At 65.8% G+C, this 23,677-nt stretch carries 23 protein-coding genes; 15 read left to right on the forward strand and 8 right to left on the reverse strand.

Going from position 1 to position 23,677, the window contains the following annotated elements; genetic code table 11:
- The first annotated feature begins 6 nt into the window (after nucleotides 1-6).
- Nucleotides 7-1,737, forward strand: a complete 1,731-nt coding sequence (locus LZC94_40155; protein WXB14032.1) for a hypothetical protein — start codon at nucleotides 7-9, stop codon at nucleotides 1,735-1,737.
- Between the two features lie 166 nt (nucleotides 1,738-1,903).
- Here the strand turns inward: LZC94_40155 and pgi are convergent, their stop codons facing one another.
- Nucleotides 1,904-3,571 carry a glucose-6-phosphate isomerase gene (gene pgi / locus LZC94_40160; protein ID WXB14033.1) on the reverse strand — a complete coding sequence of 556 codons (1,668 nt, stop codon included), beginning with the start codon at nucleotides 3,569-3,571 and terminating at the stop codon, nucleotides 1,904-1,906.
- 92 nt (nucleotides 3,572-3,663) lie between these two features.
- Here pgi and LZC94_40165 point away from each other — a divergent pair, with 92 nt between their 5' ends.
- The 9 genes from LZC94_40165 to LZC94_40205 all read left to right on the forward strand — a co-directional run bounded on the left by LZC94_40165 (nucleotide 3,664) and on the right by LZC94_40205 (nucleotide 12,708).
- Nucleotides 3,664-4,209, forward strand: a complete 546-nt coding sequence (locus tag LZC94_40165; protein WXB14034.1) for a cytochrome P460 family protein — start codon at nucleotides 3,664-3,666, stop codon at nucleotides 4,207-4,209.
- Between the two features lie 700 nt (nucleotides 4,210-4,909).
- Nucleotides 4,910-6,709, forward strand: coding sequence for a TonB-dependent receptor (locus LZC94_40170; GenBank protein ID WXB20308.1), 1,800 nt, complete (start codon nucleotides 4,910-4,912; stop codon nucleotides 6,707-6,709).
- A complete protein-coding gene (locus LZC94_40175; protein ID WXB14035.1) occupies nucleotides 6,706-7,533 on the forward strand; it encodes a hypothetical protein in 828 nt (275 codons plus the stop codon). The genes LZC94_40170 and LZC94_40175 overlap by 4 nt, the downstream gene beginning before the upstream one ends.
- Before the next feature lie 189 nt (nucleotides 7,534-7,722).
- On the forward strand, nucleotides 7,723-8,349 hold the full coding sequence (locus tag LZC94_40180; GenBank protein WXB14036.1) for a MotA/TolQ/ExbB proton channel family protein: 627 nt from the start codon (nucleotides 7,723-7,725) through the stop codon (nucleotides 8,347-8,349).
- Nucleotides 8,350-8,351: 2 nt separating this feature from the next.
- Nucleotides 8,352-8,765 (forward strand): biopolymer transporter ExbD, encoded by a 414-nt coding sequence (locus LZC94_40185; GenBank protein WXB14037.1) that lies wholly within the window; start codon nucleotides 8,352-8,354, stop codon nucleotides 8,763-8,765.
- A gap of 2 nt (nucleotides 8,766-8,767) precedes the next feature.
- Entirely contained in the window at nucleotides 8,768-9,574 is an 807-nt protein-coding gene (locus LZC94_40190) for an energy transducer TonB (protein WXB14038.1), read from the forward strand.
- A gap of 46 nt (nucleotides 9,575-9,620) precedes the next feature.
- Nucleotides 9,621-11,267 (forward strand): hypothetical protein, encoded by a 1,647-nt coding sequence (locus LZC94_40195; GenBank protein ID WXB14039.1) that lies wholly within the window; start codon nucleotides 9,621-9,623, stop codon nucleotides 11,265-11,267.
- Nucleotides 11,268-11,341: 74 nt separating this feature from the next.
- The gene (locus LZC94_40200; protein ID WXB14040.1) at nucleotides 11,342-11,941 is read left to right on the forward strand and encodes an RNA polymerase sigma factor; all 600 of its coding nucleotides are present in this window, start codon (nucleotides 11,342-11,344) and stop codon (nucleotides 11,939-11,941) included.
- Nucleotides 11,938-12,708 (forward strand): hypothetical protein, encoded by a 771-nt coding sequence (locus LZC94_40205; protein ID WXB14041.1) that lies wholly within the window; start codon nucleotides 11,938-11,940, stop codon nucleotides 12,706-12,708. Before LZC94_40200 ends, LZC94_40205 begins: the two co-directional genes overlap by 4 nt.
- A 30-nt stretch (nucleotides 12,709-12,738) precedes the next feature.
- On the opposite strand, the gene LZC94_40210 is transcribed toward LZC94_40205, so the two are convergent.
- From LZC94_40210 to LZC94_40230, 5 genes are all read right to left on the reverse strand, one after another.
- On the reverse strand, nucleotides 12,739-13,308 hold the full coding sequence (locus tag LZC94_40210) for a hypothetical protein (protein ID WXB20309.1): 570 nt from the start codon (nucleotides 13,306-13,308) through the stop codon (nucleotides 12,739-12,741).
- 52 nt (nucleotides 13,309-13,360) lie between these two features.
- Nucleotides 13,361-13,510: a hypothetical protein gene (locus LZC94_40215; protein WXB14042.1), complete on the reverse strand. Its 150-nt coding sequence runs from the start codon at nucleotides 13,508-13,510 to the stop codon at nucleotides 13,361-13,363.
- A 484-nt stretch (nucleotides 13,511-13,994) separates the two neighbouring features.
- On the reverse strand, nucleotides 13,995-14,879 hold the full coding sequence (locus LZC94_40220; protein WXB14043.1) for an IS3 family transposase: 885 nt from the start codon (nucleotides 14,877-14,879) through the stop codon (nucleotides 13,995-13,997).
- A 91-nt stretch (nucleotides 14,880-14,970) separates the two neighbouring features.
- Nucleotides 14,971-16,227 (reverse strand): group II intron reverse transcriptase/maturase, encoded by a 1,257-nt coding sequence (gene ltrA / locus LZC94_40225; GenBank protein WXB14044.1) that lies wholly within the window; start codon nucleotides 16,225-16,227, stop codon nucleotides 14,971-14,973.
- A gap of 513 nt (nucleotides 16,228-16,740) precedes the next feature.
- Nucleotides 16,741-17,040, reverse strand: a complete 300-nt coding sequence (locus tag LZC94_40230) for a transposase (protein WXB14045.1) — start codon at nucleotides 17,038-17,040, stop codon at nucleotides 16,741-16,743.
- 170 nt (nucleotides 17,041-17,210) lie between these two features.
- Here LZC94_40230 and LZC94_40235 point away from each other — a divergent pair, with 170 nt between their 5' ends.
- Genes LZC94_40235 through LZC94_40245 form a run of 3 tightly spaced genes read left to right on the forward strand, consistent with a single transcriptional unit; the run spans nucleotide 17,211 to nucleotide 20,900 of the window.
- Nucleotides 17,211-18,749 (forward strand): metallophosphoesterase, encoded by a 1,539-nt coding sequence (locus LZC94_40235; protein ID WXB14046.1) that lies wholly within the window; start codon nucleotides 17,211-17,213, stop codon nucleotides 18,747-18,749.
- Nucleotides 18,746-19,447, forward strand: a complete 702-nt coding sequence (locus LZC94_40240; GenBank protein ID WXB14047.1) for a hypothetical protein — start codon at nucleotides 18,746-18,748, stop codon at nucleotides 19,445-19,447. The genes LZC94_40235 and LZC94_40240 overlap by 4 nt, the downstream gene beginning before the upstream one ends.
- Before the next feature lie 28 nt (nucleotides 19,448-19,475).
- Nucleotides 19,476-20,900: a tetratricopeptide repeat protein gene (locus tag LZC94_40245; GenBank protein ID WXB14048.1), complete on the forward strand. Its 1,425-nt coding sequence runs from the start codon at nucleotides 19,476-19,478 to the stop codon at nucleotides 20,898-20,900.
- Between the two features lie 42 nt (nucleotides 20,901-20,942).
- Here LZC94_40245 and LZC94_40250 read toward each other — a convergent pair whose 3' ends face one another.
- Nucleotides 20,943-21,773, reverse strand: coding sequence for a hypothetical protein (locus LZC94_40250; protein ID WXB14049.1), 831 nt, complete (start codon nucleotides 21,771-21,773; stop codon nucleotides 20,943-20,945).
- Nucleotides 21,774-21,869: 96 nt separating this feature from the next.
- Nucleotides 21,870-22,580 carry a hypothetical protein gene (locus LZC94_40255; protein ID WXB14050.1) on the reverse strand — a complete coding sequence of 237 codons (711 nt, stop codon included), beginning with the start codon at nucleotides 22,578-22,580 and terminating at the stop codon, nucleotides 21,870-21,872.
- Between LZC94_40255 and LZC94_40260 the strand changes: the two genes are divergently transcribed.
- A complete protein-coding gene (locus LZC94_40260; GenBank protein WXB14051.1) occupies nucleotides 22,549-22,857 on the forward strand; it encodes a 4a-hydroxytetrahydrobiopterin dehydratase in 309 nt (102 codons plus the stop codon). The genes LZC94_40255 and LZC94_40260 overlap by 32 nt on opposite strands.
- Nucleotides 22,854-23,609, forward strand: a complete 756-nt coding sequence (gene rnc / locus LZC94_40265) for a ribonuclease III (protein ID WXB14052.1) — start codon at nucleotides 22,854-22,856, stop codon at nucleotides 23,607-23,609. The genes LZC94_40260 and rnc overlap by 4 nt, the downstream gene beginning before the upstream one ends.
- Nucleotides 23,610-23,677 lie beyond the last annotated feature (68 nt).

The raw sequence follows: 23,677 nt of genomic DNA on the forward strand, positions 1-23,677 counted from the left end.
ACCGATATGGCCGATTTCGAGCTTGCGGTTCCCGGCGTGATCTACATTGGGTCCACGGGCGGCCGCCGCCAAAAAGACCAAAAAGAAGGGGAAAAAGAAGGAAATAAGGGCGAGAGCCCGGAAGCTTCGGCGGCGCCTCACGTGGTTCATCTGGGCGCCGCGGCGGGGTGGATGAGACCGCGTGGCATTCGCCAGTGGGCGCGCGAGATCACGGTCATCCGGCGCAGCGCCCTGAGTGAAGCCATCCGCAAAGATCTCGGCGTGACCTTGCCGCAGGAGCAGGTGCCGCCCGCGAAATTGCCGCTGACGAGCCGCGCGGCCGGCGAAAGTCCATTCATCGCGATCGCGCAGAACCTGCTCCAAAAATTGGTGGACCGAGGGGTGCGCGTCCATACGGTCGGTTTCGATAAAATTTCGGGCGGCTTTTATTACCTGGCCGAGGGCGGACAGAGCCCGCCGGCGCGGGTCGAGGGCGATCTGATCGAGATGATTTCGCCCGCGCTCGAAGCCGCCGGCGAAAACGCGGATCTCGACGCGCTGCTCGAAGGGGTGATCGATCGCATCCTGCTCGATGTCTCGAAGGGCGATCTGGGCGAAGCCGCCGTGGAGCTGGCGGCCGCACTACCACGCCTCTGCACCGACGGACGCGGCACCGAGGGCTGCGATCTGGAGGCGTTCGAGCGCGAGGCCGCCACCTTGGCCCAGGGCTCCACCGCCTACGAGACCTTGGCGCGCGTGCTCGCGAGCCGCTTGTCGTCGACCAAGCACAGCGACGTGGTGACGGTGCCGCTCTTCGGCGAAGCCCGCCGCGAAAAAGAGCCGGTCATCACCGTGCACCTCGGGAGCAACCACACGCAGCTGTCCGCGCGCGATCGCTGGCTCGTCACCGGGGCCCCGAACCGCGAGATCACGCTCGCCCCGCAGCGCGCCAACACGGTGCGCGTGCCGACCATCGAGCCTTCACCGCCGAGCTCCAACGGCGGCAAATTCCCGTCGCGCGCGCCCTCCCCGAGGCCCGCCGCCGGCCTCCCTGCGGCCGGCGCCCCCGCCGCCACCCCGGCACCGGCGCCCGCACCTGCCGTCATCGCGGCAGCACCCGTGGTGAGCAAACCCGCGGTGACGAACGCGCCATCGCTGCGCGCTTCGCTCCCGCGACCGGCGCCCGCGGCCGAGCGCAAGCCCGCCCCCGCGCCCGAAATCGTTGCCAAGGCAACTCCTTCCGAGCTGGCCCCGCCGGAGCCAAAGCTCGAAGATCTGCCGCTGCCGCCCAACGTGCCGCCGGAACCCGACTTCAAAGAGGACGCACCGCTCTCCGAACCGGTGTTCGCCGCCGCACCCGAGCTCGCGGAGCCGGTCTTCGCCGAACCGGTGTTCGCGGAGCCGGAGCCGGAGTTGGAGCCCGAGCTGGAAGCGGCGGAGATCGAAGCCGAAGAAGAAGCGCCCGCCCCCGAGACCGAGGCGCCGCCGTCACCCAAGGTGACCGAGGTGGAGCCCTCCCCCGCCGCCAAAGCCAAAAAGCCGCTCCCCGAAACGCCCATCTTCGCGGCCGCCCCCGCCCGAACCGGCCGTCAGGAGGTGGAGCCCGAGCCAATGACCCAACCTTCGCAGCGCCGCCGCCGCGAAATGGAAGAGGCCCAAGAGCGCGCCGTCCGCGACGGCCGCCGCCTCGCGCTCTGGCTGGTCATTGGGCTCATCTTCATCCTGGTGGCGGCGTACGTTCTCTGGAGCCGGCACTAAATCCGCTTCGTGCTTCGCAGGGAGAGGAACCCGCCAGGACGCGAGGGTCGCGAGGGGTCGAAGGACCGCGATCCTCGCGCTCGAGCTCGAAGACGGGGCGGTTGATTCGCGCGGAGCGTTGAATCCGTTCGCCCCCCCTCGAGGGATTCTGCGCGCCCTCCCTAGCTCAGCGCGGAGGACCGGCCGCCAGAAAGGTCCGGTAGTGCGCAATGAGCCCGTCGGTCGATGGATCGTGGTTCGAGGCGGCGGGCGCGGACTCGGAGAGCTCGGGCTCGATCTTTTTGGCGAGCTCTTTCCCGAGCTCCACCCCCCACTGATCGAAGCTGAAGATGTTCCAGATGATGCCCTGGGTGAAGATCTTGTGCTCGTACATGGCCACGAGCTTGCCCAGGGTGCGCGGGGTCAGCTTGTCGAAGAGGATGGTGTTGGACGGCCGGTTACCCGGGAACGTCTTGTGCGGCACCAGCTCGGCGATGCGCTCGCCCGGCATACCGCGGGCGACCAGCTCGGCGCGCGCTTGCTCCTCGGTCTTGCCGCGCATCAGGGCCTCGCTCTGCGCAAAGCAGTTGGCGAGCAGCACCCGGTGGTGCTCGCCGATGGGGTTCTGCGACTGCAAGGGCGCCAGGAAATCGATGGGGACCAGGCGGGTCCCTTGGTGCAGCAGCTGGTAGAAGGCGTGCTGGCCGTTGGTGCCCGGCTCGCCCCAGACGATGGGGCCCGTGGTGTAGTCGGTGATCGGGCGGCCCTGGCGGTCGACGCGCTTGCCGTTGCTCTCCATGTCCCCTTGCTGGAAGTAGGCGGGGAAGCGGTGCAAGTATTGGTCGTACGGTAAGATCGCGTGCGTCTGCGCGCCGAAGAAGTTCGAGTACCAGACGCCAAGGACGGCCAGGATGACGGGGAGGTTCTCCTCCAGCGGCGCCGTGCGAAAGTGCTCGTCCATGGCGTGCGCGCCGGCCAAAAGATCCTCGAAGTGATCCATGCCGATCACGGTCGCGATGGAGAGACCGATGGCCGACCAGAGCGAATAGCGGCCGCCGACCCAGTCCCAGAACGGGAACATGTTCTCGGTGTCGATGCCGAACTTCGCGACCTCCGCGGCCGCGGTCGAAACGGCCACGAAGTGACGGGCGACCGCGCGCTCGTCGCCGCCGAGGCGCTCGAGCAGCCACGCGCGGGCCGAGCGCGCGTTCATCAAGGTCTCCTGGGTGGTGAACGTCTTGGAGGCCACGATGAAGAGGGTGGTCTCGGCGTTCAGCGGCTTGACCGTTTCGGCCAGGTGGGTGCCGTCGACATTGGAGACGAAGTGCACCGCCAGGCCGTCTTGCCAGTACGGACGCAGCGCCTCGGTGACCATCACCGGCCCCAGATCGGAGCCGCCGATGCCGATGTTGACGATGTCGGTGATGCGCTTGCCGGTGAAGCCGGTCCAGGCGCCGCTCCGAACGCGGTCGGTGAACGCGCGCATCTTCGCGAGCACGGCGTTGACGTCGGGCATCACGTCTTTGCCGTCGACCAAGATGGGACGGTTCGAGCGATTTCGAAGCGCGACGTGCAGGACGGGCCGGTTCTCCGTGCCGTTGATGCGTTCGCCGGAGAACATGCGGTCGCGCCAACCTTCGACGTTGGCCTGCCGCGCCAGCGCGAGCAGGAGCTCGAGCGTCTTGCTGTCGACGCGATTTTTCGAGAAGTCGACCAGCAGATCCTCGTGCCGCCTCGAAAAACGCTCGAAGCGTTTCGGGTCGGAGAAAAGCGACAGGATCGGGAGGTCGCGCACTTCGGCAAAATGCTCGGCGAGGGCGCGCCAAGCGGGGGTTTCGGTCAAACGCTCGCTCATGGCGTCCCATGCTAGTCGCTTGACGGGGCTCGCGCGACAACCGTAGCCTCGCGGGGCCAGTGGACCGTTCTGCTCGAAACCGTATCTCCTCCTTGACCGCCGCCGCCAGCACGTGGAGCGCGGCTGCGCTCGTGAGCTGCGCGCTCGCGGGCGCGTGCGGCGGAGGCTCGCGCGCACCGGTGGGCGTGTCGACCGCCGCGCCCGGCGGACCTTCCACGACCGTGGCGCGTGACGCGGGCGCGGCGCGCGGACCCGAGGGCATCCCCTCGGATTTTCGAACGAACTTAACGAAGATCAACCGGGCGCGCTTCGTCTCGAATGGTCACGCCGGAGGTCGCTACGAGGTCGACGTGTACGCCAACCCCGCCGGAAAGAACGCCGCGCTCTCCGCGAGCGGCGACATCCCGGTCGGGGCGCGCCTCGTCAAGGAGCACTTCGAGCGTGTGGGCGATGGTGTCCAGCCCGGCCCCGTCATGATGATGGAAAAGATGGAGCGAGGGTTCGACCCCGATCACGGTGACTGGGCGTACGTGGTGGTCAACTCGGCCGGCGCCCAGGTTCAGAACGGGCGGGTCGAGGCCTGCGCCGGGTGCCATGACGATGCCCCGCACGACCACGTTTTTCGCGTCAGCGAATGAGATCTCTCGCAAACTGAAAAAAGTCTGAACGGTCGCCCGGGGTGCGGGCACGTATGGGGCAAAACCGGCGCGATGAAGGTCGCGCGCGACGGCGGCAGGCTCGTTTCGAGTGCTCCCGCAGGTCGCGCGCGATCGGTGGGACGTCGCGCCTTCACCCTTTCACCACGAGCGGCGGTGTGCATCGCGCGCCACCGCAATGGGGACTTACGTGCTTCGAACCAACAGGACATGTCACGTTCTCGTATGGCTTGCCCTCGGCTCTTCGGGCTTCGTCGCGCGCCGCGCTCTCGCCCAGAACGCGCCCGCCGGTGCGGCAGCACCCGATCCATCGACGGTAACTGCCCCCGCGGCCAGCGCGCCCGGTCCCAATGCGCCAGCACCGGCGCCTGCGGGCAGCGCGCCGGCGGGCAGCGCGCCGGCTCCGAACGCACCGGCGCAGGCGCCCGGAGCGCCTGCGGATCCGGCCGCCGCAGGATCGAGCACGCAAAATCCACTGGCGCCTCCGGACGGTGCGCCGCCGGACGCGCCGCCGCCCGATCTCAGCGCACCCCCGCCTGCGCCCCCGCAAGACAGCGAGTCGTTCGGTGCATCGGCCCGCGTCGATCCGCCGCCGCGTGAGGTGACGGCGCGATCGATGGGGACCACCGAGCTGACGCGCATGCCCGGAACGCGCGGCGATGCGCTCCGCGCCATCGAGCTGATGCCGGGCGTCGCGCGGCCGACCCCCGGCCCCGCCTTCGGCCTGCCGATCATCCGCGGCGCGGGCGCGAACGACAGCGAAGTTTACCTCGAGGGCATGCCCGTTCCGCTCCTGTATCACTTCGGCGGCATCACGAGCTTCATCAACTCGCGCATGCTCGATCGCGTGGATCTTTACCCGGGCAACTTCTCCGCCCGGTACGGCCGAAAGCTCGGCGGCATCATCGACGTTCGCCTCAAGGAGCCGAAGACCGAGAACGGCGTGCACGGCGTCGGCGACATCAATACGTTGGACGCGTCGGTCATGGCCGAGGTCCCCATCGGCTCCAAGGCGGTGGTGGCCGCGGCCGCGCGACGAAGCTATGTCGACTTTTGGTTCACCAGCGTGGTGCCCAAGGACACGTTCAGCGTGGTGGCGGCGCCCGTTTATTACGACTACCAGGCGATGGGGTACATCGCGCTGGGCGAGAAGACGCGCCTGCGCCTCATGGCCTACGGCAGCAGCGACCGGCTCGACCTCATCTTCAACAACCCGCTCGACGCCGATCCGAACGTGCGCGGCAAGTTCGGCAGCGGCATGGATTTCCACCGTGCGCAAATCGGGCTGCGCACCGAGTTCTCCAAGACGGTCGACCAGAACATCGAGCTCTCGGCCGGCACCACCAAGTACGGCCAGCAAGCCGGGAACATCGCCGACCTCGACATCCGCACCCTGGATCTCTACGCCCGCGCGGAGTGGCGCTTTCGCATCTCGCCGGCCTTTCGCCTCATGGCCGGCATCGATCACCTGACGAACTTCGCCGACGGCACCTTCCGGGGGCAGCCCATCTCGGCCAACCCCACGAACAATACGGAGGACAACCCCGCGAACCTCGGCCGCGTGTCGACGTCGCTCTCCATGACGGCGGTCCATCAGCCCGCCGTGTACCTGGAGGCGCAGATCCGGCCGATGGAACGGCTCCTGCTCATCCCGAGCGTGCGCGCCGACTACTCGTCGCAGATCGAGTCGGCCACCGTCGACCCGCGCTTCGCTATGCGCTTCGATGCGACTGATACCACGGCGTTCAAGGGCGGCGTCGGCGTCTTTTCGCAGCCGCCGGGGGTCGTCTATGCCCTCTCCGGGATCGGCAACCCCAACTTGGGATACCAGTCGTCCGTCCACTCCAGCTTCGGCATCGAGCAAAAACTAGGAGACGCGGCCACCATCAGCGTCGAGGCGTTCCACAAGTCGCTCTACAAGCTGATCGTCGACACGCCCGGCGGGCGCAAGCCGCTCATCGAGAACGAGGGGCGCGGCCGCGTCTATGGCGCAGAGTTCATGCTGCGCGTCCTGCCCAAGGGCCGGTTCTTCGGGCTCGTCTCCTACACGCTCTCGCGCAGCGAGCGGAACGAATACGGCGGCGCGTATCATCTCTTCGATCTGGATCAGACGCACAATTTGGCCATGGCCGGCGTCTATCGTTTGGGGCGCGGCTGGGAGCTCGGCGCGACCTTCCGCCTGGTGAGCGGCAACCCGATGACCCCCGTGGCATCGGCAACATACAACGCAAACTCCGACGTATACCGCGCACGCTATGGCGATTTGAACAGCGATCGAAGCCCGCTCTTTCACCGGCTCGACGTGCGCATCGAGAAGAAATGGACGTTCACCGCGTGGAAGCTCGCGGCGTACCTCGACATTCAGAACCTCTACAACCAGCAGAACCGCGAAGGCTTTCAGTACAACTACGACTACTCGGCGAAGAAAGATCTGCCAGGCATCCCGATCCTGCCCAGCCTGGGACTGCGAGGCGAGCTATGAAACGCGTATTCGCGACTCTATTTCTGGCGGGGCTCTGCGCCACCGCGTGCAACGACGATTTCAGCCAGGGCTGGCGCATCGACAAGACGCGCGTGCTCGGCGCGAGAGCGGTGGTCGACGCCGATCCGACGCGCTCGTCGCCCGCGGCCGGCGAGTCCTTTCACGTCGATTGGTTCGTGGTCAGCCCGGGCGGACCGCTCACCACCAACTGGCGCCTCACCGCCTGCCGCCGCGCGGACGTCCTCCGCGGTGTGCAGTGCGAGGGCCCCTCGCTGACGGAGGTGTCCGGGACCAGCAACGCTCCGTCCATCGGCCTCACCGCTCCGCAGAGCGACACGGGGTATCTCTTGGTCTCGGGCGACATCGACAAGACCAACGTCGAATACTCCGTCATGTTGCAGACGGAGAAGAACGGCACCAACCGAAATCCGCGCATCGAGAGCACCGATGTGCGCCTGCGGGACATCACACTGACCGCCGAAGACGGCGCGTGCGATTCGCTGCCGCAGTTCCTGGCCGATGGCGCCAAGTTCAACCTCGAGCTCACGGTGCACGATCGCGATCGCGAGCCCATCGAGGGCGGGCGAGAGACCATGACGCTCTCGCACTTCACCACCGCCGGCAAGCTCGAACGGCTCTACTCGGCGCTCGATGGCGCCGCCGCGGCGGGGGACGGGGTCCTCAGCGTGCCGTGGGAGATCAAGCGCGATATCAATCCTCCCGCGGCGGGGCTGGTCGTGCGCTTTTATTTCGGGCTTCGCGATTCGCGCGCGGGAATGGACTTCGCCACGCGCGCCATCTGCGTGAAGCCGGCGCCGACGTGATTTACGGCTCTTCTTTGCCTCATTTTTCCGGCTCCCCTGGGGAGGACGTAAGGCTTCGGGCTTCTCCGAGGCTGGGGGCGCGTGACGTAGGGCTTCGGGCTCTTCCGAGGCTTGGACGCGCGTGACGTAGGTTCGGGCTCTTTCGGGCCCTTTGGTTTCTCCGATTCCGATTTTTCCTCGAGGTCATCCATGGGTATCGATCAACGTCTTGCGGTCATCGTTCACGGCGGCGCCGGTTGGGTCATGTGGGTCCTGATCGGGCTCTCCGTCATCGCCGTCAGCATCATTTTGGAGCGCACGGTCAGCCTCATGGCGTCGCGCGACGACGTGCGCAGCATGAAGGAGGATCTCTTGGCCTATCTGGCGCAAGGGGATCCCACGGGGGCCATCGAGCGGCTCGAAGGGTCTTCGTCGGTGGAGGCCAGGGTGCTCATCGCCGGGCTCGGGTGCGCCGATAAGGGGCCCGCCGCGGCCGAAGAGCGCATGGCGAGCACCTCGCAGTTGGCCAAGCTCTCCATGGAGAAGAACCTCTCGTTTCTCGCCACCGTCGGGTCCAACGCGCCGTTCGTGGGGCTGCTCGGTACGGTCATCGGCATCATCCGCGCGTTTCAGGCGCTCGACGCGGCGCATGGCCAGGTCTCGTCGCACCTCATGGCCGAGGTGGGTGAGGCGCTGATCGCGACCGCCATGGGCCTCCTGGTCGCCCTGCCGGCAATTGCATTCTACAACTTGTTTACCCGCATCATCGGATCGCGGCTGGCGCGCGCCGATGCGCTTGGCCGTGAGGTGCTCGCCTATATGAAGACGGAGCGTTGACCATGGGCGCATCGATCTCGAAGCAAGAAGGTCCCCTCGTCGGCATCAATGTCACCCCCCTCGTCGACGTGGTTCTGGTGCTGCTCATCGTGCTCATGGTGACCGCGAACTTCCTCGCGGCGCAGAGCATCCCGCTCGATCTGCCCAAGGGCTCGAGCGGCGAAGAGGTGGGCACCACGCTCGCCGTCAGCGTGGACAAGGAAGGCGCGATCTTCGTCGATGGGCAGCCCTCGAACGAAGAGGGGCTCCACCGCGCGGCGCACGCTGCCCTCACCAAGGATGCGAACGCGCGCGCCGTCATCGCGGCCGACGGCCGCAACACACACGCCCGGGTCGTCAAGGTGATGGATATCTTGCGCGAGGAAAAGATCGTGCGCTTCGCCATCCAGGTGGAGCCCGAGAAAGCGAAGCCCTGACCGTGATCGAACAGCGTGGAACCATGCCGGTCGGCATGCGCCATGTCGCCGAGGACGGCGAGCCATCGTGGTTCGGTTCGGCCTGCGCGGCCGCCAGCATCATCCTGCACATCGGGGTGGCGTTCGCGCTTCAACACGGAGGACACGACGAGGCCCCCGCCCCCAGGATCGTCGAGCTGACGATGACGGAGGCGCCGCCTCCCCCACCGCCGCCGCCCCCGCCGAAGGTCGATGAGCCGGAGCCGCCCAAGCCGAAGCCCGTACCGGTGCCCGAGAAGGTGCGCGTGCAGCAGCCGGTGAAGGAGGTGCCGCCCGAGGCGCCGCCGCCGCAGATGACGGGGCGCACGCTCACCGATCCGGGCGAGGGCGACAAGTCGTGGTCGTCGCTCACGGGAAATGGTCAGGAGATGAAGGGGCCCCTGGTGGTCAATCCGCAAGGCTCGCCCACGGGAACCGGCACCGCCCCCGCGCCCCCTGCCCCGCCGGCGCCACCGCCCGGACCTCGTTTCGTGGCCGTGGGCGATCTGTCGCGCGCGCCGCGTCCACCGAACCTGGACGATGCGCTGGAGCGGAACTACCCGAAGTCCGCTCGGATGCAGGGCATCGGTGGAACCGCCGTTCTTCGTGCGCAAATTTTGCCGGATGGCCGTATCGGGGTGGTGCGGCGTACGTCGGAGAGCTTCGCCGGTTTTGGCGAGGCGTGCGAGCGCACCTTGCGAAGCGCCAACTGGTCGCCGCCAATTGACCGTGCGGGTCTTCCTGTTGGGACAGAGATCACCTACACGTGCCGCTTTGACGTTCGTGAATGAGGCCATTCGAAAACTAAAGCGAGCTCGAGCTCTTCAAGGTCTTTGCGTGGCGCTCGTGCTGGGCTTTGCGGCCAGCACGGTGGCGGGGGCCGAGGCGGATACGCGTCCGGTGGTGGTCATCGCCGAAGGAGACGCGAGCGCCTGGGCGACCGAGCTTCGCCAAGCGATCGGGCGCGAGCTTCGGACGCAGGCCATCGCGCCGGAGGATCCCAGGGCCAAGACCTCGCGCGGGACGCTCCTGGTTTCGCTCTCGACGGCGGACGAAGAGGTGCTCGTCCGCTACAAGCCCGTCCAAGGCAGCGAGATCGCGCGACGGGTGCGCGCCCCCGCCGACCATGCGCGCGCCGTGCGAGCCACCACGTTGCTCGCGGGAAACCTGGTGCGGAACGAGGCGCAGGAGATCCTGGACGCCGCGCGAAAGCCCCAGGGCCCGGCCACGGGGGCCGCGAGTGGGAGCGTGCCCGGCGCCACCCCGAACCCCACCGCGGAAGACGAAGCGGCCAAGGCTGCCGATGCGGGCGCCGGCGACGCGGGCGCAAAACCCGGCGAGGGCGATCCCCATGCGCCCGCGCCAGGCGATCCCCATGCCGCAAAACCCGGCGACCCTGCGGGACAGGGCGGCCCCGCGGGCCAAGGCGCGGCGGGCAAGCCGGGCGATGCACCGGGCGCCAACCCGCCCACGAGCCTCACGCCGCCGCCGCTGGCCACGAAGCTCACCCCCATCGAGCGCCCGTGCGTGAAGCGCCACGCGGGTGAGCCATTCATGCCCATCATTGGCTCGCTGGTGCACCCGGTGGCCACCAACTTCAACCGGCCCCACGCGCGGACCGCCTTTGCGTTGAGCCTCATCTACGGCCGCGCTGGACAGATCAAAGGGGCGGACATCGGCGTCGCGAGCAATGTCGACTGCGACGTCGAGGGCGCGCAAATGCAGCTGGCGGTCTCGCGGGTGGGCGGCGAGGTGCGTGGCTTTCAGCTCAGCGGGCTCGCGTCGATCGCCGACGAAACCGTCAAGGGCGTGCAGGCTTCGCTGGTCTTCGACCGCGCGAACCGGGTCGAGGGGCTCCAGATCGGCGGCGTGAATGTGGCGAAAGAGGTCGATGGTGCCCAGATGGGCGTCGTGAACATCGCGCGGAACGCGGACGGGCCGCAGCTCGGGCTCTCCAACGCGGCCGAGAACGTGCCGGTGCAGATTGGCATCGTGAATGTGGGGCGGAAGGTCGCGTACGCGCAGATCGGGCTCGTGAATGTCGCCAGCGATGCCGACGTTCAAGTCGGCTTTTTCTCCTTTTCCAAGACGAGCTACATCCGGCCGGTCGCGTGGATCGGCAGCTCCACGTATCGGAGCATCAACGCAGGCGTTCGCTTCGATACGCGGTGGGTGTACGCCCAGCTTTACTTTGGGTATGTGGACGGCTCGAAGGTGAACGACTTCGTGACCGGGGGTGCTCTGGGCTTCCACGTGCTGAAGCCGGATCAAGAAGGCTTTCTGCTCGATCTGGAGAACGGCACCCAGCAGCGCTTCGGGGAGAAGACCGAAGAGAACGACAACCTCCGGCAAATGGCCCACATCGTAGCCGGCTGGAGGGTATCCAAAAGGCTCGCGTTTTTTGCGGGAATGGGCATCGTCTTCGCGCAGCGAAAGAGCGACTCGTTCGTGGGTCCCGATGTGCTCGCAGGAACGATATTCTGAGTGTGACGATTCGTTGAAACTCGTTGAAACACTTTTGGCGGTGATGGGCACCAAGGTTCGAGGACTTGGGACCCGTGAAGGAAATCCTTGTGAATCGCTTCTCCCTCTTACCGACCACCGGTCCCGTGGTCGACAAAGACGAGCTCGTACTCTCCCTGCAGCGGGGCGAACGAGAAGCCGTTGCGCGCGCCTATGAACTTTTCCATGAACGAGTGCGAAGCTTCGCCCGACGGCTTCTCCATGACGAGAGCGCCGCAGAGGACCTGGTCCACGAGGTGTTCGTCACCTTGCCATCCGCCATCCGGTCGTTCCGAGGGGAGTCCGCCCTCCCGACCTTCCTCATTGGCATCGCAGTGCGCCATGCGCGTCATCACGTACGCGCCGCCGCACGGCGGCGCGCCGCCATGGAACGCTTGGCACAAGCCCCCGCGCCCGACTCGTCGCCGGACGCGGAAGACCGAGCCTACTCGGAGCAACTCGCGCGAGCCTTGTCGCGCGCCATGGATCGTCTCCCCGACGACCAGCGCGCCGTTTTCGTCCTCTGCGAAATGGACGAACGCACCTCCGCGGAGGTGGCCGTGATTGTCGGAGCACCCGAAGGAACGGTGCGCACGCGCTTGTTCCACGCAAAACGCAAGCTCCGTGAGATTCTAGAGCGAGAGGGGTTCCGATGAGTCCCGGCGAAGACATCCTTTCGAGAGCGACGCGCGAGCTGCGCACCAAGAGCGACGCCACCAACGGCGAGAGCGCCACGGCCAACGTCACACGCACGCGCATCATGATGTCGCTGCGCCAGCAAGAGCGCCGCCGGCTCGCAGCCATCTACGTGCTCCTTCCGGCCGCCGCGGTGCTGGTGGCCTCCACGGCCTGGGCGGCAGCCAGCGGGCGGCTCCCCACGGTGATGAAGACCATCGGCGCCAAGCTTGGTCTGATGGAAGCACCGTCGTCGTCACTCCCCATGTCGCCACCGACCACGGCGCCCAAGGCAAAGCCCACGGGCAGCGGCGCGCTTGCCTCCGCGGCGAACACCGAGGAGCCGCAGGCGCCTTCTGCGCCGGCTCCTGCCGAGCCGCCCGCGGCGGCAGATGTGCCGCCATCGGCGAACGTCGCAAACTCCGCAAAGTCGCACGCGAGCGCGGCACCGGCGCCGCATCCCAGCGACGAACCCGGCTTCAAGCTCTACGAAGCTGCGCACCGCGCGCACTTCGGGGCGCGCGACTGGAACGCGGCGCTCGCGGGGTGGGACCGCTACCTCGCCACCGCGCCCCACGGCCGTTTCGCCCCCGAAGCACGCTACAACCGCGCCATCGCGCTGCTCCGCCTCGACCGTCGCGACGAAGCCATCCGCGAGCTGACCCCCTTCGCCGAGGGCCGCTACGGCGGCTACCGTCAATCCGAGGCCCGCGGCCTCATCGAGGCGATGAGCGGCGCGAACAAGTAAGCGACGCGGTCCTACCGCCCCGGGCCCAAGCTATGTGTCACAAAAGAGCTCGTCGGTGGAAGCCAGCGTTACCGCCCGGCGTATCCAACGTTCGAGCACCGTATGGTCCGTGCAGGCGAGGATTCGCTGGCGCACTTCATCGGGCACATGCACCTTGCGCGCTTCGAGAACAGAGAGAATGGCACGCGCCTCGCCCTTTGCGACCCCGATGGCTTCACCTTCTCCGCGGTGCTTGCGGGCAAAATCGCTTTGATACTCGAATTGTCCGGACGCCATGAGTTTCTCCAGTATGATCTTTGCGGCCTGATTCAGCGAGAGAAGGACGAGCTCCGAATAAGGTAGCGCACGATCGTCCGGCAGGTCGTGGCAAGCGATGAGCGCCGCCTTAGCCATTTCGACGGCGCGTTCAGGCTCCTCATCCTTTCCATGCGCCATAACGCCGAGAACGGCGAGCTCCGGTGTCTGTTGGGCTTGAGCCACATCGAGAATGCGGGGGATCTCGTTCGGTCCTAGAACGAGCGCCGTCAGGCAAAAACCAGGGTGGCCGAGAGGAATGGGCGTGGCAGCCCAGCGAGCAACGTTCTCGTCGATGGTCACCACCAAGGATGGCGTCGCAGTCCAACTTCGCGCGTGTGCCGGTCAGGTAGTGAGGCTATGTTCGGCGTTTGTCCGCCTTGGGATCGAGCTGGGGCTCGAGAATGAGGGCGCAGACGGGCTTTTGCGCTTGCTCGAGCACGACCAGGTCCGCGGCAAAGGTGATGGGCACAGCCTCGGTCTGATCCTCCCCCGGCACGGTGGACACGGTAACTATGCCGCAAGAGCGGCGACTTGGGACTTCAATTCGAACGCCATCGGACTGACATAGCCGACGTACGAATGTCGGCGTACGGTGTTGTAGAATTGCTCGATGTAGTCACCGATGGACGCGGTCGCGTCGTCGCGCGTGGCGTAGCGTTGGTGGTGGACGTGCTCAGCCTTCAGCGTCGCGAAGAAGCTTCAGCAACGGCATTATCGTAGCAGTCGGCCGTGCGACTCATGCTCACGACGACCCCCGCAGCGGCGAGCGCCTGGCGATAAACCTCGCTCGCATACGGGCTTCCGCGGTCGGTGTGATGAATGAGCCCTGGGGCAGGTCGACGTGTTCGCAGGGCCTGGTGGAGCGCGGCGAGGACGAGGGAGCGGTCGTTGATGGCGCTCGTTGCCCATCTCACGACACGACGTGAGAAGACGTCCACGAGAACGGCAAGATAGAGCCTGAACCTCCCCCGTTCGCGTAGACACTTGGGTTAAGCAGCTTCTCTTCTTATCCTTCTCGCCTTCAATTTCAACTCAAATTCGATTGGGCTCACGTAGTCGAGCGAAGAGTGTCGTCTTTCTGTGTTGTAAAATACATCGATGTACTCGGAGATCGATGCGATGGCGGAGCGTCGTGTCGCGTAGATCTCATGATCGACCAGTTCACCCTTGAGGGTCGCGAAGAAGCTCTCGGCCACGGCGTTGTCCCAGCAGTCGCCTTTGCGGCTCATGCTGGCGATCATGCCATGGGTCGCCAGCTCGTTGCGGTAGTCGTCGCTCGCATAGGTACTTCCTCGATCGGAGTGGTGAAGCAGCCCAGGGCTCGGCGTGCGATCGGCCAGAGCGCACCGGAGGGCTGCCAATGCGAGGTGACGATCGTTGTTCTCACTCGCAGCCCAACCAACTACCCGGCGGGAGCAGAGGTCCAGAATGACCGCCAGATAGAGCCAGCCCTCCAGCGTCCAGACGTATGTCACGTCGGTGACCCATGCCGTATTCAAGCGTGCGGCATCGAATCGGCGTTCGAGCAGGTTGGGAGCGATCGGGTGCAAATGCTTCGACTCCGTCGTGCGACGAAAGCGCCTCCTTCGCTTGGCGGCGATGCCGTGTTCCCGCATCAACCTCTCCACGCGCTTCTTGCCCACATAGATCCCGCGAGCTCTAAGATCGCGATGCACTCGTGGACTGCCATAGGTGTTTCGGCTTCGCTTGTGCGTGGTGGCAATTTCGACGGCGAGCTGTGCGTCGCTCGTCTCGCGAGCTGGCGCCGGACGGATCGTCCATGCATAGTAGCCGCTCCGTGATACCCCCAGTACCGTGCACAATACACTGATCGGGCAAGACGCCTTCTCCTCGTGGATGAACGCAAACCTCACGTCGATTCCTTCGCGAAGGTGAGTAGCGGGAGGGAACCACCCCCTCCCGCTCTCGCAGAACCGTACGTGAACCTCTCGATTCATACGGCTCCTATCGCCCAGCCGCTACGGTGGGAAACAGGGCGGGGATTCCCCAGTGGGCAAAGAGCCCACGTTCCTTCGTTGCGATGCCATGAAGCCACGCCTTGGCCGCCAAAGGTCGTCGTTTGAAGCGCTTGTACTTGCGCATCGCCCAGATTCGCAGTGCGAGGTTGATCCCGTTGAAGACAGACACCAGCTCCGTCGGGCGGAAACGGCCATAGTACCGGATCCACCCACGAAGTGCTGGATTAACCTTCTCGGCGAGATCGTTGAGGCTCATCTCCGTGCGGTGTGGCACTCGCCAGGTCCTACGCATCGTGGCGCGGAGACTCTTTGCCGCCTTGCCACTTATCGCGGGACCGAACGTGGTGAAGATTTGCCCCGTCCTCGATTTGGCGATTCGGGGTCTGAACGTGAACCCAAGGAAGTCGAAGCTCTTGGCTTCTACCTTCTTGGCGTCGGGCCGGCAACACACGACCCGGGTTTTCTCCGGGTGAAGTTGCAGTCCACAACGCTGGAGGCGCTCGGCAATCTCGCGCCGCATTCTCTCGGCGTCCGCTTTGGACCGGCAATGCACAAGGACATCGTCCGCGTACCGCTCAAACGGCACGTCGGGGAAGTTCTCGTTCATCCACCGATCGAAGGCGAGATGCAGAAAAATATTCGCAAGCACGGGGCTGACGACTCCCCCTTGTGGTGTACCTCGATCGCTCGGCTCAATGTGACCATTCGATCGTTGAACGCTGGCTTTCAACCATCGCTCGACATAGAGCAGCACCCACCGTTCCTCCGTGAAGCGCCGAACCGCACGCATCATGAGCGAGTGATTCAGACTGTCGAAGAAGGCGCGGATGTCGAGATCCAGAGCCCAAGGATACCGCCAGCACCGTTGCCGAGCCTGTTCGACTGCCTGATGGGCGGAACGCCCAGGGCGGTAGCCGTAAGAGTCCGGATGGAACTGGCGCTCCGTGATCGGGCCCAGGTGCATCGCGACGACGGTCTGCGCAACGCGGTCGCCCACAGTGGGGACGCCGAGTTCGCGCACGCCGCCGTCACGTTTAGGAATTTCCACCTGCAGAACAGGTGGAGGGAAATACGACCCCGAAGCCAGACGATTCCAGATGCAATAAAGGTTTCGAGCGAGATTCTGCTCAAACGACTCGATGCTCTGGCCGTCTATCCCCGGAGCCCCTTTGTTGGCCTTTACGGCCTTGAACGCCTCCCACACCATCCTTTTCGAGATGGCGAACGGCTTCGTCGGCGTCATCGGTTCATCCCGCAAGCGGTTGGCCGATCTCGTCGACTGGACAATGCAATCCCTTCGCTCGACCCGCTTTCACGGGCTTCATTGCTACTACAGATTGCTCCGCCCCTGTGCTCCGCATCGGTACTTGCACGCTCATGGAGGCCATCCACTTGCGTTCTTCCCTTCGCATCGGAGCGACAGGTTCCCACGTTCCGTATCCGAGCCTGGTCCGGGCTCACGCCGCCTTTATGCCGAGTGCCGCCCAGCCAGTATTCAGGTATCCGCTGGGCTCTATCCCGGACCAACCTTCCATCCCGGTTTCGACACTGTTGGTAAAGCTTACGACACGTCATCAGCGGTTCACTCACGTTCGTCTTCTCGGACCACACCTGCCGCGATCTTGTCGCGACTTTTGGCTCAACGTTCACCACGGTGGCTCTTGACCAACGCAGCTTGAGGTGGTTTGGAGTCTGGCCCTGACGCCCGACTCCGAGGGGCCAACCCTCATCTCAGATACAGTTGTCGCCCGGCTCATCACCGTGCGCTCTCGTGGCACACGAAGGCCGCCGCTTTTTTTAGGATTTCTCGTTCCATCTCTAGCCGCTTCACTTTCCGCCGCAGTTCCGTGAGCTCGTCGCGCTCAGCGGTCGTCAAGCTTTCCTTCGGCCCTTCATCCGCATCCTCTCCCGCGCGCTTGACCCACGCACGGAGCGCCGTCTCCGTCAGATCCAGGTCCTTCGCCACCTGGCCGACCGTGCGGTCGCCTACCTCACAAAGCCTCACCGCTTCGGCCTTAAACTGGGGCGTGAACACTCTTCGCTTCCTCTTCGACATCGAACACTCCTCGCGCATCTTCGCGCGTTTCGGGGTGTCTACGGAAGCGGGGGAATTTCATGTCGCGTCCAAGCATTCCAGTGCTTATTGCCTTGCTAAACGGGCCTGCGATCTAGCTCATGCCGACCCCAGACTTTCCGCCGTTCGCACTTTCGTGACATGCTCTGCACGTGAGCGAGGGCCGCCTGCTGTTCGCCTGGTTGCACCTGAGTGACATCCACCACTCAAAATCGCTCGGCGCGGACAGCATCGATCGGGAGCTGATCCTGACGGTCCTGCGTCGCGACGCCGAAGATCTTTTGGCGAAGAACAGAGTACCCAAACCGCAAGTTATCCTCGTGACCGGAGATATCGCTGCAACTGGCGATGAGCCGAAGCTTGGACAATCAGCCGACGAATATGTGGTCGCTGCCCGATGGCTCGACCAGTTTGCCGAGACATTCGGCCTCCATCGTTCGGACGTGCTCGTCGTGCCGGGGAACCACGACGTGCAACGCCCCCAGGACCTTGACCACGATGTTTCGAGATTGATCAACGCCGTGCGTCAGGGAGCTGAGCGCCTTGATGACGTCCTCGACCAAACCGCCGATCGCGCGAAGATCGTGATGCGCCAAAGGAACTATCTCGCTTTCGCCGCGAGTTTCGGCCCAACCAGCACGTGTCGCGAGCCAGATGGCCTCTGGTGGACTGCAACGCTCGCGGTTGGCACGAGGTTGCTTCGATTGATTGGGCTGAATACCGCCCTTTTGGCTCGCGACGACCAAGATCAGGGCCTGCTACGGCTTGGCGGTCAACAGTTGGCGCCCCTCGTCGTCGGAACCGATGCTGGCCAGCTTACCATCGCGCTCACCCACCATCCGCTCGCAGGAAGCTGGCTTCACGATGAGGAAGAGGCCCTCGCGTGGTTCAAGAACAACGTCCATGTCCACCTTAGCGGCCACGTGCACAGTCCATCATCCGAGGACCGACGTTCCGGGTCCGGGCTTGGGCTCGTAAGCGTGATGGCCGGTGCGGTGCACGCGGGTGCTCCCGGAGCGAAATCGCCCCGCAATCACTGTTACAATTTCTCGGCGCTCTACGAGCTGGCGGATGGGCGTCTGGTGTTGCGCGTTTGGCATCGGCGCTGGTCGAAGCCGAACGCGGCTTTCCGGACTGACGTTGACCACGTGGGCGAAGATGGGTTCGCCGAGCATGCCATCCAGCGCGTGCCGAACGGCTGGAGCAAGTCCATGTCCGCGGCAAAGAACGACCCTCGATCGTTCATCTATCCGGATCCCATGGACCTGAAGGCCGCAGCAATCGGCGAGACTGCTGCTCTCGTTCAAGCGGCAACGGGATTGCGGATCGAACTCCTCTTCCAAGGAAAACGGACTGTCGCGCTGTGGGCCAAACGCGTTCACGGCCCTGTGAACGAGTGGAAGCGTCTCCTCCTCAAGGTGGCATGCTTGCTCGCAGGCGATGAGAGCGTTGAGCAGCTCTCCATAGGCTTCGCGGATACCTCGCGCCTGCGAAACGGGACCGGCGAGGACGATCTCCTCATCGAGAGACTGATATTCCCCGCCGCAATGGTTCGTAGGGTTGCATTCGAGAAAAGGGCAGCCCCGGACTTCTGGAGCAACGTTACCGTCGAGATGTTTACCATGCCCGTGTCCCCGTTCGAGGACCCTGTGTCGATCCCCTTTCCAGATTACGAAGCGAGGCTTCGATGAAGACAGCTGGCGAGCGTCGCACTTCTCCTCCGAATGAATCGTGGTTGGAAGTACACGTTCTCGATGGCGAGTCCACGCTCGCGGTTTTGTTCAGTTCAGTGATCGACGCGGCTAGCGTGTCGGAGAAGAGCGCCGCGATCACGGGATGCCGGGTCCTCATCAAGCTCGAAGACCCCGACGTCGGCGCGCTCATCTCGCAGGGACGTGGACTTCGGATTCTCGTCGGCAACGCGCTGGTTGCGGAGCCCGTCTGGCTGTTCCGCGGGACGATCGACTATGTCGAGAGACGACGCGAAAGTCCGGATGCGCCCATGTACCTTGAAGTCCATGCGCGCGCCTATGGGTCAAGGCTCTTGGATGAGGGCTTCCGCGGCGAGATAGCTGGCAGCCTGATGGCCGCGATCAACCAGTTGACCAAGGTCGAACCGGTGATCCACGTCTCGATGCCACAAGAGTTCGGTGACGTGCGAGCTTGGGTAGACGCCGGATCGATCTTTGGCGCAGTGCAGCTCTTGGCGGTGACAGTAGGCGCTGTTATCACGAGTGAAGGTCGCGAACGATTTGTCCTGAGTACCCGTGAAGCCGCCTTCGAGAGCTCGGAGGCGCAACCGGTCGCATTCATAGACGCGAGCACGGCCAGGAAGATAGCCGTTCGCGAGGGGACACCCGTTCGTGGGCTTTCGGACGAAGACGAGTGAAGCGGTTTGCTAGGTTGGACCTGGTACGATGCGGACGATCATGGCCCTTCGCCACCCTGTTTCCACCGCGCGCCCGCGGTCGTCTTCGCTCCCGACGCGCTTCGCCCTTCTATCCGCTCTTCTCCTCACCCTCGGCTTTGCCGCTTGCGCGCACCACGATGCATCGCGCTCGAGCTCGGACGCGGCGGGCCATGCGGCCATCGCGGCTCCTCCGACGCGCAAGGTTCGCGGGGGAGAGCCGGACTTTGCAGCCTTCGAGCGCCACGCCGGGGAGGCGTGGGCGCTCTATCGCAAGCACGACGATCGCGGTGCGATGCGGGCGTACGAGCGGGCGCTGGGCGCGAAGCCGGATGACGAACAGGTGCTCTATCGGCTCGCGGCCGCGTCCCTGCGCGCGGGGGAGACGGCGGCAGCGCGCAGGTGGCTCGGGCGGCTCGCCGATACGGGGAGCGATCTCGTTCCTACCCTCGACCAGTTTCAGGCGCTCGAGACCGATGCGGAGTTTCGCGCCATTGCGGCGCGGATGATCGCGCAGGCTGCGCGCCATCGGCGCGCGGCCTTCGCGTTTCGCGTTCCGGAGAGAGGGCTCTTGGCCGAGGCCATCGCCTACGATCCGGTGGAGCCCGCGTTTTACGTGGGGAGCGCCACGCGGCGGAAGATCGTCAAGTATGCGCCGGGAAACGCGCCGCGCGATTTCGTGAGCGCGAGGCCCGATCTGGATGCCATCGGCGGCATTCGCGTCGATGCATCCCGGCGCAGGTTGTGGGCCGTCAGCGGCACGGATCCGCGCATGGATGGGTTCAACGCGGCCGAGGCCGAGCGCAATGCGCTCGCGGAGCTCGACCTCGGCACGGGGGCGTTGGTGGGGTTGTATCGCCTGGACGCACCGGGCGAGCACGGGCTCAACGACGTGGCCGTCGATGCGAAGGGGCGGCCGTTTGCGACGGATACGTCGTCGGGGCAGATTTATACGATGAACGAAGGGCAACGGGCGCTGGTGCCGCTGTTCGACGTGCCCCCGTTCGCGGGCCCCAATGGCATCGCCTTCGACGACCAAGGCACCACGCTGTTCGTGGCCGACGCCACCGGCCTGCATCGGATCGATGTGGCCGCGCGCAAAACGCGACGGCTCGCGCAGCCGACAAATGTCGCGCTGGGGTTCATCGACGGACTTTACTTCGCGCGAACCGCCCGCGGTCCGCGGCTCTTGGGCGTTCAAAGCGGGGCGGGACCGGGACGCGTGGTCTCCGTGTCCCTGAACGCGGCGCTCGACGAGGTGACCGGCCTGGAGATCCTCGAATCGAACCATCCGTCGTTCGACGGCCCCACCACCGGCGCCATCGTGGGCCCATGGCTGTACATCATCGCCAACAGCCAACTCTGGGTCCCCCGCGAGCCGCGCGAAACCATCGTGCTCAAGGTGCCCCTCGACCCATCGACCCCGGCGCGCTAGTCCCGGTGCGCTAGGCTCGCGCGTGCGACGCCCGCGAACGAATCACGCCAGCGCCAGCGCGACCAGGAACCCCAGCACCGCCGTGGCGACGAGCACCGAGAAAATGGCCGCCGTCAGGTACGCCACGCGCATCGCGCCATCGGCGCGCTTGTCGTAGAGGTGGTAAGCGCCGCGGAGGAAGGCGCGCGCGCTCGCACCGGGGAGCTTCATCCCTTGCTTGCCGAGGGCCGCGGCCGACGAGAGGCCCTCCGTCAGGGCCACGATGAGCGCGCCGAGCGGACCGAGCACCAGGTCCCAACCCGTGGCGTAGAGGCCGAATCGGAGCGCGCGGGTGCGCTCGGGTCGGGCGCCGGTGCGGCGCGCGCCGATGTCGAGGGCCAGGCCGTGCGCGGCGTGGGCGAGCACCAGCATGCCCGCGAGCACCGGGATGCCCACCACCAGGGCGCGGATGGCGAGCGCGCGCGAGGCGCTGTTGGTGACGAGCTCCTTGGCCCAGAGCGGTGAGACGATGGCCACCAGCGGGAGCAGCGCGAAGATCATCGCCGAGGCGGCAAGAATTTCGCTCGTCAGCGCGAAGCTCAGGGCGGGCGTGATGGGCCCGTCGGGCAGCGCTTCGAAGAAGGACTCGGGATCGCGGGTGGTGGCGCGGGCCGTCATCCAGAGGCGGCGCAGGAAGGGGGCGTCGCGGCGCTCCCAGGCCACGATGGCGATCACGCCGGAGAGGGTCTCGTCGTGCTCGCACCCCGGGCAGTCGACCGAACCGCAGCGCGCGCACACCACCGTCGCCGGAACGTCGACCTGGTCGAGCAGATCGTCCGCTGCACCCCCGCTTTTGCGATTTGGCGCCGGCAACCCCATCTCGATCCAAAGCATGGCACGGAAGACACCGCCCTTCCACTTCGGGGCGTCACTTCGCACGTTTCGAGCGTGCGGCTCGTGCGAAGCGCCCCGCGGCTCGTGCGAAGCGCCTCAGTGAACGTGCTGACCGACCGACGTGCCGCGAGCCACGGGGATGTCGTCGAGTCGACCACCCAAACGAAGCGCGCAGACAAGCGAGGCAAGCGAGAGGGCGAGCGTCGTCCAGAACGGCCACACATACAGAAAGTGGACGGTGATGAGCGCGGTTTTCTGCTGCGGAAAGGCCAGAAAGATGGCGACCGTCACCCCGGGAACGGCCGAAAGAAACGCGGCGGCGACGCGGGCACCGCGCATTTGGGCGATGCTGCGACGGCTGAGAATGGTGGGCACCAGAACCATCCAGCCGACGAACGCGCCCCATTGCCATCCGCGAATTCGCGCGAGATCGAAGCCCGACAGGATGAACGTATCGGGCATGGTCACCTCGATCCACGGGAGGAAGAAGAGAACCATCCCGGCGAGGGCGAAGAGCGTGAGCAAACCCTTTCCGCGGCCGAGATAGGTCCACGCCAATGGCTCATGCTCGGGCTCGTGTGGCAATCCGTCATCGTCGCGCTCGGCGGGCGGAAGCTTTTCGAAGGGCTTGAGCTCCATACCGCACACAGGGCAAAGGGCGGCTTCGCCCTCTTCGAACATCTCGCGGCAAAATGGGCAGGCGACGATCGGCACAGCGCTAGTCACGCAGCATAGTCGAAGACAAGGCGAAGTTCCCGTGGCAATGTCGGGCACCATGAGGCCGGACAAACTCGACGATTCGACCATTGACGCGTGGCTCGCCAAGCACTCGGAGTGGAAACGCTCCTCGCCTGCGGGCGCACCCGACCGCGGCGCCATCGTGCGCGAGTTCGCGTTCAAAGACTTCGTGACGGCGCTGGGGTTCGTGGTGCGCGTCGGGTGCATCGCCGAGCGCCGCGATCACCACCCCGACGTGGAGCTGGGCTGGGGACGCGCGCGCATCCTCTGGTCGACCCACGACGCCAAGGGCATCACGCGGCTCGATCTCGAGCTCGCCGAATCGACGGACGGATTGCTCCCTTGAAACGCGACCTCGAAGAGCGGAAGAAGAATCGCGTCACCCTCCTCGCGCGCCTTCGGGCCATCGTGGGGGACATCGACATTCCGCGATTCGAGGAAGCGCTGACCCACCCGAGCTTCGCCAATGAAGCGGGCGGTACCGCCGACTACGAGCGCCTGGAGTTCCTGGGCGACGCGGTGCTCGGCCTCTGCGTGAGCGAGCTGCTCGTGAGCATTCACCCCGGCGCGGACGAGGGCACCCTGTCGCGCATGCGCAGCGCCCTGGTCAACGCCGATGCGCTCGCGCGCTGGGCGCGCACCGAAGGACTGGGCGGCTCGCTGGCCCTCGGCCGTGGCGCGGCCGCCGCCGGTGAGCAGTTTCGCACCAACGTCTTGGCGGACGCCGTCGAAGCGCTGGTGGCCGCCGTGTACGAGTCGGGAGGGCTCGACTCGGCGAGAGCGCTGGTGCGCGAGGTCGTTCGCGAGCCGCTGGCCACCGCCGGCGCCGTGCTCGCGGGGCGCGATCCGAAGAGCGCGCTGCAAGAGTGGGTGCAAGCGCACGGAAACCTGCCTCCATCGTACCGCGTGGTGGCGACCTTGGGGCCCGCCCACGAGCGGGTGTTCCAGGTGGAGGTGCTGCTCGGCGACCATGTGCTGGCGCGCGGCGAGGGACCTTCGAAGCGCCTGGCGGAGCGCGCGGCGGCCGCTCGGGCGCTGGAGATGCAGAACCTCGACGCGACGGCCCCGGACGGGGGCGAGACGACGGGCAATCGGTAGCTGCGGGCTGTGGGCGGCGCAGCTACGGGCTGCGGCAGTTGCGGGCGGCGGCAGCTGCGGGCGGCGCG

The sequence above is a fragment of the Sorangiineae bacterium MSr11954 genome (genome assembly GCA_037157815.1).
Lineage (GTDB): Bacteria > Myxococcota_A > Polyangia > Polyangiales > Polyangiaceae > Pendulispora > Pendulispora albinea.

What these genes read in the sequence shown, in the direction of transcription:
- LZC94_40205 (WXB14041.1), top strand. Translation starts at nt 11,938, where the DNA reads ATGAGTCCCGGCGAAGACATCCTTTCGAGAGCGACGCGCGAGCTGCGC.
- LZC94_40240 (WXB14047.1), top strand. Translation starts at nt 18,746, where the DNA reads ATGAAGACAGCTGGCGAGCGTCGCACTTCTCCTCCGAATGAATCGTGG.
- LZC94_40170 (WXB20308.1), top strand. Translation starts at nt 4,910, where the DNA reads ATGCCGGGCGTCGCGCGGCCGACCCCCGGCCCCGCCTTCGGCCTGCCG.
- LZC94_40255 (WXB14050.1), bottom strand. Translation starts at nt 22,580, where the DNA reads ATGGTCGAATCGTCGAGTTTGTCCGGCCTCATGGTGCCCGACATTGCC.
- LZC94_40180 (WXB14036.1), top strand. Translation starts at nt 7,723, where the DNA reads ATGGGTATCGATCAACGTCTTGCGGTCATCGTTCACGGCGGCGCCGGT.
- LZC94_40175 (WXB14035.1), top strand. Translation starts at nt 6,706, where the DNA reads ATGAAACGCGTATTCGCGACTCTATTTCTGGCGGGGCTCTGCGCCACC.
- LZC94_40260 (WXB14051.1), top strand. Translation starts at nt 22,549, where the DNA reads ATGAGGCCGGACAAACTCGACGATTCGACCATTGACGCGTGGCTCGCC.
- LZC94_40230 (WXB14045.1), bottom strand. Translation starts at nt 17,040, where the DNA reads ATGTCGAAGAGGAAGCGAAGAGTGTTCACGCCCCAGTTTAAGGCCGAA.
- LZC94_40245 (WXB14048.1), top strand. Translation starts at nt 19,476, where the DNA reads ATGCGGACGATCATGGCCCTTCGCCACCCTGTTTCCACCGCGCGCCCG.
- LZC94_40155 (WXB14032.1), top strand. Translation starts at nt 7, where the DNA reads ATGGCCGATTTCGAGCTTGCGGTTCCCGGCGTGATCTACATTGGGTCC.
- LZC94_40250 (WXB14049.1), bottom strand. Translation starts at nt 21,773, where the DNA reads ATGCTTTGGATCGAGATGGGGTTGCCGGCGCCAAATCGCAAAAGCGGG.
- ltrA (WXB14044.1), bottom strand. Translation starts at nt 16,227, where the DNA reads ATGACGCCGACGAAGCCGTTCGCCATCTCGAAAAGGATGGTGTGGGAG.
- pgi (WXB14033.1), bottom strand. Translation starts at nt 3,571, where the DNA reads ATGAGCGAGCGTTTGACCGAAACCCCCGCTTGGCGCGCCCTCGCCGAG.
- LZC94_40185 (WXB14037.1), top strand. Translation starts at nt 8,352, where the DNA reads ATGGGCGCATCGATCTCGAAGCAAGAAGGTCCCCTCGTCGGCATCAAT.